Annotated in this window: 12 protein-coding genes; 11 read left to right on the top strand and 1 reads right to left on the bottom strand. The window is 61.8% G+C overall.

Annotated elements, in window-relative coordinates:
• Positions 1 to 16 precede the first annotated feature (16 nt).
• From ACKJSM_RS02695 to trpE, 8 genes are all read left to right on the top strand, one after another.
• Entirely contained in the window at positions 17 to 1,141 is a 1,125-nt protein-coding gene (locus tag ACKJSM_RS02695; RefSeq protein ID WP_236178964.1) for an ABC transporter ATP-binding protein, read from the top strand.
• 48 nt (positions 1,142 to 1,189) lie between these two features.
• Complete coding sequence (locus tag ACKJSM_RS02690; RefSeq protein ID WP_007959933.1) at positions 1,190 to 2,233, top strand: ABC transporter substrate-binding protein; 1,044 nt, start codon at positions 1,190 to 1,192, stop codon at positions 2,231 to 2,233.
• A gap of 130 nt (positions 2,234 to 2,363) precedes the next feature.
• Positions 2,364 to 3,611, top strand: a complete 1,248-nt coding sequence (locus ACKJSM_RS02685; RefSeq protein WP_410236558.1) for an ABC transporter permease — start codon at positions 2,364 to 2,366, stop codon at positions 3,609 to 3,611.
• A 12-nt stretch (positions 3,612 to 3,623) separates the two neighbouring features.
• On the top strand, positions 3,624 to 4,448 hold the full coding sequence (locus tag ACKJSM_RS02680; RefSeq protein WP_236178966.1) for an ABC transporter permease: 825 nt from the start codon (positions 3,624 to 3,626) through the stop codon (positions 4,446 to 4,448).
• 139 nt (positions 4,449 to 4,587) lie between these two features.
• Positions 4,588 to 5,736 (top strand): iron-containing alcohol dehydrogenase, encoded by a 1,149-nt coding sequence (locus ACKJSM_RS02675; protein WP_410236557.1) that lies wholly within the window; start codon positions 4,588 to 4,590, stop codon positions 5,734 to 5,736.
• A gap of 114 nt (positions 5,737 to 5,850) precedes the next feature.
• Positions 5,851 to 6,525, top strand: coding sequence for a ribulose-phosphate 3-epimerase (rpe, locus tag ACKJSM_RS02670; RefSeq protein WP_003228808.1), 675 nt, complete (start codon positions 5,851 to 5,853; stop codon positions 6,523 to 6,525).
• On the top strand, positions 6,522 to 7,340 hold the full coding sequence (locus ACKJSM_RS02665) for a phosphoglycolate phosphatase (RefSeq protein WP_236178968.1): 819 nt from the start codon (positions 6,522 to 6,524) through the stop codon (positions 7,338 to 7,340). The genes rpe and ACKJSM_RS02665 overlap by 4 nt, the downstream gene beginning before the upstream one ends.
• Positions 7,341 to 7,411: 71 nt before the next feature.
• Positions 7,412 to 8,890 carry an anthranilate synthase component I gene (gene trpE, locus ACKJSM_RS02660; RefSeq protein ID WP_236178969.1) on the top strand — a complete coding sequence of 493 codons (1,479 nt, stop codon included), beginning with the start codon at positions 7,412 to 7,414 and terminating at the stop codon, positions 8,888 to 8,890.
• 70 nt (positions 8,891 to 8,960) lie between these two features.
• Here the strand turns inward: trpE and estP are convergent, their stop codons facing one another.
• Positions 8,961 to 10,871: an esterase EstP gene (estP, locus tag ACKJSM_RS02655; protein ID WP_410236556.1), complete on the bottom strand. Its 1,911-nt coding sequence runs from the start codon at positions 10,869 to 10,871 to the stop codon at positions 8,961 to 8,963.
• Between the two features lie 403 nt (positions 10,872 to 11,274).
• Between estP and ACKJSM_RS02650 the strand changes: the two genes are divergently transcribed.
• The 3 genes from ACKJSM_RS02650 to trpC are packed head-to-tail and all read left to right on the top strand — an operon-like array spanning position 11,275 to position 13,760.
• The gene (locus ACKJSM_RS02650) at positions 11,275 to 11,868 is read left to right on the top strand and encodes an aminodeoxychorismate/anthranilate synthase component II (RefSeq protein ID WP_236178971.1); all 594 of its coding nucleotides are present in this window, start codon (positions 11,275 to 11,277) and stop codon (positions 11,866 to 11,868) included.
• Positions 11,869 to 11,877: 9 nt separating this feature from the next.
• A complete protein-coding gene (trpD, locus tag ACKJSM_RS02645) occupies positions 11,878 to 12,927 on the top strand; it encodes an anthranilate phosphoribosyltransferase (protein WP_039768098.1) in 1,050 nt (349 codons plus the stop codon).
• Positions 12,924 to 13,760: an indole-3-glycerol phosphate synthase TrpC gene (gene trpC / locus ACKJSM_RS02640; protein ID WP_236178972.1), complete on the top strand. Its 837-nt coding sequence runs from the start codon at positions 12,924 to 12,926 to the stop codon at positions 13,758 to 13,760. The genes trpD and trpC overlap by 4 nt, the downstream gene beginning before the upstream one ends.
• The last annotated feature ends 82 nt before the right edge of the window (positions 13,761 to 13,842 follow it).

The following is a 13,842-nucleotide window of genomic DNA, read 5'->3' as shown; positions in this document are numbered from 1 at the left end:
TAACAAAGGTGTGGGTATGAGCCAGGTCGAAACAAACGCAGGGGCCAGCGATGTGCTGGTCAGCTTTCGTGGAGTGCAGAAGAGCTACGACGGCGAGAACCTGATCGTCAAAGACCTCAACCTGGACATTCGCAAGGGCGAATTCCTCACCTTGCTCGGACCGTCCGGCTCCGGCAAGACCACCAGTCTGATGATGCTCGCCGGTTTCGAAACGCCGACCGCCGGCGAAATCCTCCTCGCCGGGCGGGCAATCAACAACGTGCCGCCGCACAAGCGCGACATCGGCATGGTGTTCCAGAACTACGCGCTGTTCCCGCACATGACCGTTGCCGAAAACCTGGCGTTTCCGCTGACCGTGCGTGGCCTGAACAAGAGCGACGTGAGTGACAAGGTCAAGAAGGCCCTGAGCATGGTCCAGCTCGACGCGTTCGCATCGCGTTATCCGGCGCAACTGTCCGGCGGCCAGCAACAACGTGTGGCCTTGGCTCGCGCGCTGGTGTTCGAGCCGCAGCTGGTGCTGATGGACGAACCCCTCGGCGCCCTCGACAAGCAACTGCGCGAACACATGCAGATGGAAATCAAACACCTGCACCAGCGCCTCGGCGTGACGGTGGTCTACGTGACCCACGACCAGGGCGAAGCGCTGACCATGTCCGACCGTGTCGCCGTGTTCCATCAGGGCGAGATCCAGCAGATCGCTCCGCCACGCACCCTCTACGAAGAACCGAAAAACACCTTCGTCGCCAACTTCATCGGCGAGAACAACCGTCTCAACGGTCGCCTGCTCAGTCAGACCGGCGAGCGCTGCGTGGTCGAGTTGGGGCGTGGGGAAAAGGTCGAGGCGCTGGCGGTCAACGTCGGCCAGACCGGCGAACCGGTCACCCTGTCGATCCGTCCGGAGCGCGTCAGTCTCAATGGTTCGAGCGACCAATGCGTCAACCGCTTCTCCGGGCGGGTGGCCGAATTCATCTATCTGGGCGACCACGTCCGGGTGCGCCTGGAAGTCTGCGGCAAGACCGACTTCTTCGTGAAACAACCGATTGCCGAGCTCGATCCAGCGCTCGCGGTCGGTGACGTGGTTCCGCTTGGCTGGCAGGTCGAGCACGTTCGCGCGCTCGATCCTCTTCTAGAGGCGCACTGAAACGCCCCGCAATACCAACACCAACCCTGCACGTGGAGAGAACAATAAATGTTGAGATCCCTGAAGTTCACAGCCCTGACCCTGGGCCTGATGGGTGCGGCAAGCGCAATGGCCGCCGGCCCGGATCTGACCGTGGTGTCGTTTGGCGGGGCGAACAAGGCGGCGCAAGTCAAAGCCTTCTACGCACCGTGGGAAGCGGCGGGCAACGGCAAGATCGTCGCCGGCGAGTACAACGGCGAGATGGCCAAGGTCAAAGCCATGGTCGACACCAAGAGCGTGTCCTGGGATCTGGTCGAGGTGGAATCGCCGGAACTGTCCCGTGGTTGCGACGAAGACATGTTCGAGCAACTCGATCCTGCGCTGTTCGGCAAGTCCGAAGACTACGTCAAAGGCGCGATCCAGCCATGCGGCGTGGGCTTCTTCGTGTGGTCGACCGTACTGGCCTACAACGCCGACAAGCTGAAAACCGCACCGACCAGCTGGGCGGATTTCTGGGACACCAAGAAATTCCCGGGCAAGCGCGGCCTGCGCAAAGGCGCCAAGTACACCCTCGAATTCGCCTTGATGGCCGATGGCGTTGCACCGAAAGACGTCTACAAGGAGCTGGCCAGCAAGGGCGGCCAGGATCGCGCGTTCAAGAAACTGGATGAGCTGAAACCGAACATTCAGTGGTGGGAAGCCGGTGCCCAGCCGCCGCAATACCTCGCTTCCGGTGACGTGGTCATGAGCTCGGCCTACAACGGTCGTATCGCCGCCGTGCAGAAAGAATCCAATCTGAAAGTGGTGTGGAACGGCGGCATCTACGACTTCGACGCCTGGGCCATCCCGAAAGGCCTGGACGCCAAGCGTGCCGAAGCGGCGAAGAAATTCATCGCGTTCTCGGTGCAGCCGCAACAGCAGAAGACCTACTCGGAAAACATCGCCTACGGCCCGGCCAACTCCCAGGCTGTGCCGTTGCTGGACAAGGCGATCCTGAAAGACATGCCGACCACCCCGGAAAACATCGCCAATCAGGTGCAGATCGACGTCAGCTTCTGGGCTGACAACGGCGAGCAACTGGAGCAGCGCTTCAATTCCTGGGCTGCGAAGTAACCAGAGGGCTTGCCCCCCCCTGTGATCGTTCCCACGCAGAGCGTGGGAATGATCATTCAGGTTGCGGTGTTCCAACACAACAGAGACGGTTTGCCGCCTCTGTAACGATCAAAGATTTGCGGAGTACGTCATGGCCATCGCCGTTCCCCTGAACGAGGGCAACAGCCCCACCTTGAAGCAGCGGCTCAAGCACGCCGAGCGGGTCAACCGCTGGAAGGCCCAGGCGCTGATCGCGCCGCTGGTGCTGTTTCTGTTGCTGGTGTTCCTGGTGCCGATCGTGGCGCTGCTCTATAAAAGTGTCGGCAACCCGGAAGTGGTCGCCGGCATGCCGCGCACCGTGACCGCGATTGCCGCGTGGGACGGCCGAGGCCTGCCCGCAGAACCGGTCTACAAAGCCGCCAGCGAAGACCTCGCCGAAGCACGGAAAAACCAGACCCTGGGCGATCTGTCCAAGCGCCTGAACATGGAGTTGGCCGGCTATCGTAGCCTGCTGACCAAAACCGCCCGCTCGCTGCCCTTCGCCAGCGAACCGGCCTCTTATAAAGAAGCGCTGGAAGGCCTCGATGAGCGTTGGGGCGATCCGGCCTACTGGCAAGCGGTGAAGCGCAACACCAGCACCTTCACCCCGTTCTATCTGCTGGCGGCGGTGGATCATCGCATCGACGACCTTGGCGAAATTGCTCCGGCCACCCCGGATCAGGCGATCTACCTCGACATCTTCGCCCGGACCTTCTGGATGGGCCTGGTCATTACCGTGATCTGCCTGGTGCTGGCCTATCCGCTGGCGTACCTGCTGGCCAACCTGCCGTCGCGTCAAAGCAACTTGCTGATGATTCTGGTGCTGCTGCCGTTCTGGACTTCGATTCTGGTGCGAGTCGCCGCGTGGATCGTGTTGCTGCAATCCGGCGGATTGATCAACAGCGCGCTGATGGCAATGGGCATCATCGATAAACCGCTGGAACTGGTGTTCAACCGCACCGGGGTCTACATCTCGATGGTGCACATCCTGCTGCCGTTCATGATCCTGCCGATCTACAGCGTGATGAAAGGCATCTCGCCGACCTACATGCGTGCCGCGATTTCCCTCGGTTGCCACCCGTTCGCCAGTTTCTGGCGGGTGTACTTCCCGCAGACCTACGCCGGTGTCGGCGCCGGCTGCCTGTTGGTGTTCATCCTCGCCATCGGCTACTACATCACCCCGGCGCTGCTGGGCAGCCCGAACGATCAGATGGTCAGCTACTTCGTCGCGTTCTACACCAACACCAGCATCAACTGGGGCATGGCCACTGCGCTCGGCGGGCTGTTACTGCTGGCGACCGTGGTGCTTTATCTGATTTATAGCTGGCTGGTGGGCGCCAGTCGCCTGCGCCTGAGCTAAGGGGAATTTGAAATGCTGAGTCCTTATATGTCGCCCGTCGAGCGGGTGTGGTTCTACAGCTTGCGGATCCTCTGCGGCTTGATCCTGTTGTTCCTGATCCTGCCGGTGCTGGTGATCGTGCCGCTGTCGTTCAACTCGGGCAGTTTCCTGGTGTACCCGCTGCAAGGTTTTTCGCTGCAGTGGTATCAGGACTTCTTCGCCTCGGCGGAATGGATGCGCGCGTTGAAGAACAGCATCATCGTCGCCCCGGCCGCGACCGTGCTGGCCATGGTGTTCGGCACACTGGCGGCCATCGGCCTGACCCGTGGCGATTTCCCCGGCAAGCCGCTGGTGATGGCGCTGGTGATTTCGCCGATGGTGGTGCCGGTGGTGATCATCGGTGTGGCCAGTTACCTGTTCTTCGCGCCGCTGGGCCTGGGTAACAGTTTCTTCTCGCTGATCGTCGTACACGCGGTGCTCGGCGTGCCATTCGTGATCATCACGGTGTCGGCGACGCTGCAGGGCTTCAACCACAATCTGGTGCGGGCGGCGGCCAGCCTCGGCGCTTCGCCATTGACCACGTTTCGCCGGGTGACTCTGCCGCTGATTGCGCCGGGGGTGATTTCCGGGGCGCTGTTTGCCTTTGCGACCTCGTTCGATGAAGTGGTGGTGACGCTGTTTCTCGCAGGTCCCGAGCAGGCGACGTTGCCACGGCAGATGTTCAGCGGGATTCGCGAGAACCTGAGCCCGACGATTGCGGCGGCGGCGACGTTGTTGATTGCCTTCTCGGTGATCCTGCTGCTGACGCTGGAGTGGTTGCGTGGGCGGAGTGAGAAGCTGCGTACTGCTCAGGTCTGAACCACGCCCGATATTGCTCCCACGCTCCGCGTGGGAGCAATCAGTGTGCAGGCAGTCATTCATGCGCTGAATGACAGACAACCCGAATTCCCCGACTACGCTTGTGCTCAGCTCCCCCATCTATAAGAGGCTGCGCACGATGAGTCTTTCCTCGTTCAAGATCGCTCACAAACTGATCACCGGCGCCGGGGCCATCGAGCAACTGGCGGCCGAGCTCACGCGGCTGGACATCGACAACCCGCTGATCGTCACCGATGCCGCGCTGGTCAAGTCCGGCACGGTGGAACTGGCGCTGGCGCAGATCGGCGAGCGCGAGTACGAAATCTTCGACCGGGTGCTGCCCGATCCGGAAATCGCCATCGTCGAAGACTGCATGCGCGTCTACCGAGAGGGCGGTCACGACGGGCTGATCGGCCTCGGTGGCGGCAGTGCCATCGACATCGCCAAGAGCGTTGCGGCGTACGCCGGTTATCACGGCGCTCTCGAAGATCTGTTCGGCGTCGATCAGGTGCCGCGCAAGGGGCCGCCGCTGATTGCCATCCCGACCACGGCCGGCACCGGGTCGGAGGTGACCAATGTGGCGATCCTCTCGGACAAGGTCGCCCAACTGAAGAAGGGTATTGTCAGCGATTACCTGTTGCCGGACGTGGCGCTGGTCAGCCCGCAAATGACCCTGACCTGTCCGCGCAGTGTCACCGCCGCCAGTGCCGTCGATGCCCTGGTGCATGCCATCGAGTCCTATCTGTCGCTGAATGCCTCGCCGATCACCGATTCGCTGGCCATTGGTGCGATCAAGTTGATCGCCCGATCCTTGCCCAAGGCGTACGCCAACCCGTCCAACCTGCAGGCCCGGGAAGATATGGCCACCGCCAGCCTGATGGCCGGCATGGCGTTCGGCAATGCCGGGGTCGGCGCGGTGCATGCGCTGGCGTATCCGCTGGGCGGGCGCTTCAACATTGCTCACGGCGTCAGCAATGCGTTGCTGCTGCCGTATGTCATGACCTGGAACAAGATGGCCTGTGTCGAGCGGATGCAGGATATCGCCGAAGCCATGGGGGTGAAGACCGCTCATCTGAGTCTCAATGCAGCCGCCGACAGCGCCGTTGCGGCAATGACCGAACTGTGCGCGGCGGTGGAGATCCCGTTGGGTCTGCGCAGTTTCGGCGTGCCTGAAGAAGCGATCCCGGCCATGGCGCTAGAGGCCGCTGGCATCGAGCGCCTGATGCGCAACAACCCGCGTAAGCTCAGCGCTGCCGATATCGAGAAGATCTACCGGGCGGCGTATTGAGAACCTGCCGGTCATCGGTCATGGCACAACCCAATCATCGCGGTCACGGTGCGCGCGCGGAAACTTGAGGTATACAATGCGCGCCATCGTGATTTAGCTCAGAAAAGGTGCGTCATGCAGCCCTTCGTTATTGCTCCGTCGATTCTTTCCGCCGACTTCGCCCGCCTGGGCGAGGAAGTGGACAACGTTCTGGCCGCCGGTGCCGACTTCGTCCACTTCGATGTCATGGACAACCACTACGTGCCGAACCTGACCATCGGCCCGATGGTCTGCGCCGCGCTGCGCAAGTACGGCATCACCGCGCCGATCGACGCGCACCTGATGGTCAGCCCGGTGGATCGCATCGTCGGCGACTTCATCGAGGCCGGCGCTACCTACATCACCTTCCACCCGGAAGCCACGCTGCACGTCGATCGTTCGCTGCAACTGATCCGTGAAGGCGGCTGCAAATCCGGCCTGGTGTTCAACCCGGCGACCCCGCTGGACGTGCTCAAGTACGTGATCGACAAGGTCGACATGGTCTTGCTGATGAGCGTCAACCCGGGCTTCGGCGGGCAGAAGTTCATCCCCGGCACCCTCGACAAGCTGCGCGAAGCGCGCGCGATTATCGATGCCTCGGGCCGTGACATCCGCCTGGAAATCGACGGCGGCGTCAACGTCAACAACATCCGTGAAATCGCCGCTGCCGGTGCCGACACCTTCGTGGCCGGTTCGGCGATCTTCAATGCGCCGAACTATCAGGAAGTCATCGACAAGATGCGTTCCGAACTGGCGCTGGCTCGCCCATGAGCGGCTTTGAGCAGCTGTTCCCGGGGCAACTGCCGCGGTTGGTGATGTTCGATCTGGATGGCACGCTGATCGATTCGGTCCCCGACCTGGCGGCGGCTGTGGATAACATGCTGCTCTCCCTCGGGCGCAAGCCTGCCGGTATCGAGTCGGTGCGCGAGTGGGTCGGCAACGGCGCGCCGGTGCTGGTGCGCCGCGCGTTGGCTGGCGGCATCGACCATTCCTCCGTGGATGATGTGGAGGCCGAGCATGCGCTGGAGGTTTTCATGGAGGCTTACGGCGCCAGCCATGAGCTGACCGTGATCTATCCCGGCGTGCGCGACACCCTCAAATGGCTGCACAAGCAGGGCGTGGCCATGGCGCTGATCACCAACAAGCCGGAGCGCTTCGTTGCGCCGTTGCTGGATCAGATGAAGATCGGCCGCTACTTCAAGTGGATCATCGGCGGCGACACCCTGCCGCAGAAGAAGCCTGACCCGGCAGCGCTGTTCTTCGTGATGAAAATGTCCGGAATCCCGGCTTCGCAATCGTTGTTCGTCGGTGATTCGCGCAGCGATGTGCTGGCGGCGAAAGCGGCGGGGGTCAAGTGCGTCGGGCTCAGTTATGGCTACAACCATGGCCGGCCGATTGCCGAGGAGTCTCCGGCGCTGGTGATCGACGATCTGCGCAAGCTAATTCCCGGTTGCCTGGATACGGCCGCTGAGATAACGTTGCCCGACGCTTCTCAATCCCCTTCTGGAAACGCCATCGTGGTGGTCACCCGCAAACTCTGGATGAAAGTCATCAAGGCTCTGGCCCGCTGGCGTTGGCGCGCCTGACTTGTTCCTGGCCGGCCTGCCGGCGCGTTTGCTCACCTGACTGATTTGCCCCTCACACCACGAGGCACCCTATGATCCGCGAAGAATTCCTGCGTCTGGCCGCTGACGGCTACAACCGCATTCCGTTGGCCTGCGAAACCCTGGCCGACTTCGACACGCCGCTGTCGATCTACCTGAAACTGGCCGACCAGCCCAACTCCTACCTCCTCGAATCGGTGCAGGGCGGCGAGAAATGGGGCCGTTACTCGATCATCGGCCTGCCGTGCCGCACGGTGCTGCGGGTTCATGACCATCACGTCAGCATCACCGTCGACGGCGTCGAAACCGAAAGCCATGACGTTGAAGACCCGCTGGCCTTCGTCGAAACCTTCAAGGCCCGCTACAACGTACCGACCATCGCGGGTCTGCCGCGCTTCAACGGCGGTCTGGTGGGTTACTTCGGTTATGACTGTGTGCGCTATGTAGAGAAGCGCCTCGGCAAGTGCCCGAATCCGGATCCGCTGGGTGTGCCGGACATTCTGTTGATGGTTTCCGATGCGGTGGTGGTGTTCGACAACCTCGCCGGCAAAATGCATGCGATCGTGCTGGCCGACCCGGCGCAGGCCGATGCCTACGAGCAGGGCCAGGCGCAATTGCAGCAACTGCTGGAAAAACTGCGTCAGCCGATCACCCCGCGCCGTGGCCTGGATTTCAGCAAGCAGCAGGCGGCCGAACCGGTGTTCCGCTCCAGTTTCACCCAGGACGACTACGAAAAAGCCGTCGATACCATCAAGGAATACATCCTCGCGGGTGACTGCATGCAGGTCGTGCCGTCCCAGCGCATGTCGATCGACTTCAAGGCGGCGCCGATCGATCTGTACCGTGCGCTGCGTTGCTTCAACCCGACGCCGTACATGTACTTCTTCAACTTCGGCGATTTCCACGTCGTCGGCAGTTCGCCGGAAGTGCTGGTGCGGGTCGAAGACAACCTGATCACCGTGCGCCCGATTGCCGGCACCCGTCCTCGCGGGGCGACCGAAGAGGCGGACGTGGCGCTAGAAGAAGACCTGCTGTCCGACGACAAGGAGATCGCCGAGCATCTGATGCTGATCGACCTCGGTCGCAACGACACCGGTCGCGTTTCGGAGGTCGGCTCGGTGAAACTCACCGAGAAAATGGTCATCGAGCGTTATTCCAACGTGATGCACATCGTGTCCAACGTGACCGGCCAGTTGAAAGCCGGGCTGACGGCGATGGACGCACTGCGGGCGATCCTGCCGGCGGGCACCTTGTCCGGCGCACCGAAGATCCGCGCGATGGAAATCATCGACGAACTGGAACCGGTCAAACGTGGCGTGTATGGCGGCGCGGTCGGCTATTTCGCCTGGAACGGCAACATGGACACCGCCATCGCAATCCGCACCGCCGTGATCAAGAACGGCGAACTGCACGTGCAGGCCGGTGGCGGCATCGTCGCCGACTCGGTGCCGGCGCTGGAGTGGGAAGAAACCATCAACAAGCGCCGGGCGATGTTCCGCGCTGTTGCACTGGCCGAGCAAACCCCGGACTGAGTGATTGATGATTCAGCCATAAAAAAACGCGGCGCCTGTGAGGGCGCCGCGTTTTTTTATGGCCTGCGAATCAGAAGTCGAGCGCTACGCCGACGTTGATCCCTTGCTGGGTGAAGTCGTCATCCTTGCGGATGTCGTAGCTGGCGCGCAAGGCCAGATCCTTGGTGAGGTTGTGGCTCACGCCCAGGTTCAGGCGGTTGAGGTTGGTCTGCGGGGTGTAGCCGGCCAGGGTGTAGCGGTTGTTCGGCAGACTGTTGAGGTTCATCGTCACATTCTGGGTGTCGTCGTTGTACTCGCGCTCATGGGCCAGTTCGCCGAACACCTGAGTCTGCGAGGTGATCTGGTACTTGCCCTGGATCCCGAGGCCGAGACGGCGGGAGATGCGCGACTGGTCATCGAATGTCAGTGCAGTGGAGTCGGCACCGTTTTCCGAGTAACCATCGACTTCAACCTTGGCGAAGTCGGCGCTGACGAACGGCGACAGGTGCCATGGACTGCTCGCTTCTGGCGCAATGTCGTAACCCACGCGTCCGCTGAACGCCAGAACATAGCCGTCGGTATCGCCTTTCTCGCCGCGTTCGTTGACCCCCAGCTGGAATTTGCGTTTGAGGCTGTCGTAATCCAGATGCCCGGCGGTCAAGGCGGCGTCACCCCACCAGCGGTTCTGCTGGTACTGGGCGAACGCAGTGCCCAGATAAGTGTTCAGCTTGTAGTCCGAGTCGTTGTCGCCGGCCTCGAGCTTCTGATTGTAGAAACCGGCCGCCACGCCCACGCGCCAGGCGTCGTTGAGTCGGTAGCTGCCGCCGATGTTCAGGTTGTAACCGTTACCGTCGGCGCTGGCGCCGCTGCGCTGGCTGTCGAAGTCCTGATGCTGGCCACCGCCGGCGACAATCGCCCGCCATTGGCCAACGGCTTGCCAGTTTTCCCAATCCGCCAGCCACTGGTTGCGCAGTTCATCCTGATGCGAGCGCAAGGTGCCTTGGGCCATTTGCGGCAGCAGGGTCGCTTCCCATGGTGCGGCCAGCAGCGAGTAAGCGTAATCGGCAATCAGGCGCTGCCCGGCTTCGGTCGGGTGGACGGCGTCGTTGTAGATCAGCTTGGTCGGGTCCGGGGTGGCGCTGTTGATCCCGTACCGGGCGTTCTCGGTGCAACCGCTGCCGCTGAAGCAGGTGCCGACCAGGTTCTGGTCGGTTGCCAGACCGAACTGCGCCGGATTGGCGAATGCCTCTTTGAGCAGAACCGGGACGTTCAGCGGGATGACGTTGGCATTGACGCTTTGCAACTGGCTGACCAGTTCGGTGTTGAACTGGGCGCTGAGTTGCGAGGTGAAGGCTTGTAGCGGCGAGCCGTTGATGGCCGGGGTCAGGCCGATGTCCGGCAACAGCCAGACCATGATGTAACGGGCGCCGGCACCTTGCAGTGTCTGTACGCTGTCGACCAGTCGGTCAGCGGCGGCGTTGGCCTGGGCCAGGCTGGTGACGCGCCCCTGAAGGAAGTCGTTGCCGCCCCCGGTCAGGTAATACAGGGCATTCGGGTCGGCGCGCAAACCGTTCGACGGCAGATAGCCGGCCCGGGTGCGTTCGCCGGTGGCGGACTGGCTGGTGATCGAGTCGAGAATCTGGTCGGTGCGGTAGCCGCCTACGGCCCAGTTGTTACCGTCCGGCTGGCCTTGGCCGGCTCGTACCGCAGAGGACGAAGAGGCAGTTTGATCAGGGGTGAAGCCGAGACGGCCGCCGAGCAGTTGTGTCGAGTTCAACGAGCGCAGTTCACCGCTGCCGTCCAGATAGACCGGGCCGGTACGGTTGGTGTAGCGCTGGGTGGCGCCGGCCGGGCCACCGCTGTCGGTAAAGGTTCCGGCATCGCTGAGGCTGTCGCCGAAGACCACGAAATTCGAATAAGGATTGGGTGCGGCGTTCGCCTGGGCGCAGGCCATCGCGAGCAGGCATCCGGCGAGCGGTACAAACAACGTCTGTTTGATCATGAGCAAGTCCGTTTATTTATTGTTGTAGTGAACGAAACGACAGTACCAAAAACTTCCGGCGTTTTGCCATCGGTCGTCAACCCTCCCATTGTTTTATCCCCCACGGCCCCGGCCATATTGCACGCTCCGCCCAGCTAAGTTACTGTGCCGAAACGTATGAACGAGACCTTCCCCGTGTTGATCACCAGCAAACTTCTGGATCAAGTCATCAAGGCACACGCCCGCTGGCGTTGGCGCGCCTGAATCTTTTCTACCGGCCCCGCCGGATCTGTATCGCTTTGCCTTCCTTGCCCGTTTGAAATGCCGCTGTGCCGTTGTGACCTGCGCGTCCGACCGTGTGCTGCGCCCTGGCAAGTCATCCGAAGGCTGTCTTCAAGTCAGAATTCAAGAGGTTCGAAACGCCATGTTGCTGATGATCGACAACTACGACTCCTTTACTTACAACGTTGTGCAATACCTCGGCGAGCTGGGTGCCGAGGTCAAGGTGGTGCGCAACGACGAACTGACCATCGCCGAAATCGAAGCGCTCAACCCTGAGCGGATCGTGGTTTCCCCAGGCCCGTGCACACCGACCGAAGCCGGCATCTCCATCGAAGCCATCAAACACTTCGCCGGTAAACTGCCGATTCTCGGTGTCTGCCTCGGTCACCAGTCCATCGGCCAGGCTTTTGGCGGCGATGTCGTCCGCGCCCGCCAGGTGATGCACGGTAAGACTAGCCCGGTATTCCACGAGGACAAGGGCGTGTTTGCCGGTCTGAACCGCCCGCTGACCGTCACCCGCTATCATTCCCTGATCGTTAAACACGCAACGTTGCCCGATTGCCTGGAGCTGACCGCGTGGACTCAGCACGATGACGGCTCGGTCGACGAAATCATGGGCCTGCGTCACAAGACCCTGAACATCGAGGGCGTACAGTTCCACCCGGAATCGATCCTCACCGAGCAGGGCCATGAACTGTTCGCCAACTTCCTCAAACAAACCGGCGGCACGCGCTAAGGACTTTTCATGAATATCAAGACAGCCCTGAGCCGTATCGTCGATCACCTCGACCTCAGCACCGATGAAATGCGCGACGTGATGCGCGAAATCATGACCGGCCAATGCACGGACGCGCAGATCGGCGCGTTCATGATGGCCATGCGCATGAAGAGCGAGAGCATCGACGAAATTGTCGGCGCCGTGTCGGTGATGCGCGAACTGGCGGACAAGGTCGAACTCAAGACCCTCGACGGCGTGGTCGATGTGGTCGGCACCGGCGGTGACGGGGCGAACATTTTCAACGTGTCGACCGCGTCTTCCTTTGTGGTCGCTGCGGCCGGCTGCACCGTGGCCAAGCACGGTAACCGCGCGGTATCGGGCAAGAGCGGCAGTGCCGACTTGCTGGAAGCCGCCGGCATCTACCTCAACCTGACCCCGGTTCAGGTGGCGCGCTGCATCGACAACGTCGGCATCGGTTTCATGTTTGCCCAGACTCACCACAAAGCCATGAAGTACGCCGCCGGCCCGCGTCGCGATCTCGGCCTGCGCACCCTGTTCAACATGCTCGGCCCGCTTACGAATCCGGCCGGTGTGAAGCATCAGGTGGTGGGCGTGTTTACTCCAGCACTGTGCCGGCCATTGGCTGAAGTCTTGCAGCGTCTGGGCAGCAAACACGTGCTGGTGGTGCATTCGAAGGACGGTCTGGACGAATTCAGTCTGGCGGCGCCGACCTTTGTCGCCGAGCTGAAGGACGATCAGATCACCGAGTATTGGGTCGAGCCGGAAGATCTGGGCATGAAGAGCCAGAGCCTGCACGGTCTGTCGGTCGAGGGGCCGGAAGCGTCGCTGGCGCTGATCCGCGATGCATTGGGCAAGCGCAAGACCGAGAACGGCCAGAAGGCTGCCGAAATGATCGTGCTCAATGCCGGTGCGGCGCTGTACGCCGCTGACCTGGCGACAAGTCTGAAAGAGGGCGTGGCATTGGCCCACGACGCTCTGCACACCGGTCTTGCTCGGGAAAAGCTCGAGGAGTTGGGTGCCTTTACCGCGGTATTCAAAGTGGAGAATGAGGGATGAGTGTACCGACGGTTCTGGAAAACATTCTGGCCCGCAAGGTTCAGGAAGTCGCCGAGCGTAGCGCCCGTGTGAGCCTGAGCGAGCTGGAAAGTCTGGCCAAGGCGGCCGATGCACCCCGTGGTTTTGCCCAGGCATTGCTGGCGCAGGCCAAGAAGAAACAACCGGCAGTGATCGCCGAGATCAAGAAGGCGTCGCCGAGCAAGGGCGTGATCCGCGAGCACTTCGTTCCTGCCGACATCGCCAAAAGCTACGAGAAGGGTGGGGCAACCTGCCTGTCGGTGCTGACCGATATCGACTATTTCCAGGGCGCCGATGCCTACCTGCAACAGGCCCGCGCGGCGTGCTCGCTGCCGGTGATCCGCAAGGACTTCATGATCGATCCGTACCAGATCGTCGAAGCCCGTGCCCTGGGCGCCGATTGTGTGCTGTTGATCGTCTCCGCTTTGGATGACGTGAAAATGGCCGAGCTGGCTTCGGTGGCCAAAGGCGTCGGTCTCGATGTGCTGGTGGAAGTGCACGACGGCGATGAGCTGGAGCGCGCGTTGAAAACCCTCGACACGCCGCTGGTCGGGGTCAACAACCGCAATCTGCACACCTTCGACGTCAGCCTGGAAACCACCCTCGACCTGCTGCCGCGCATCCCGCGCGATCGTCTGGTCATCACCGAAAGCGGCATCCTCAACCGTGCCGATGTCGAGCTGATGGAAATCAGCGACGTTTATGCGTTCCTGGTCGGCGAAGCATTCATGCGCGCCGAAAGCCCGGGCATCGAACTGCAGCGTCTGTTCTTCCCGGAACGCGGCGTACCGGTGAGCGGTTCGACTCTCGACTGATCGAGTCTTCGCAGGCGCCCGTTCTCCCTGTGGGAGCGGGCTTGCCCGCGAAGGCGGCATAAGATTCACCTCAGGCTCAACG

The organism is Pseudomonas sp. PHC1 (assembly GCF_046487845.1).
Lineage (GTDB): Bacteria > Pseudomonadota > Gammaproteobacteria > Pseudomonadales > Pseudomonadaceae > Aquipseudomonas > Aquipseudomonas sputi.
This window is presented reverse-complemented; position numbering and strand designations above follow the sequence as displayed.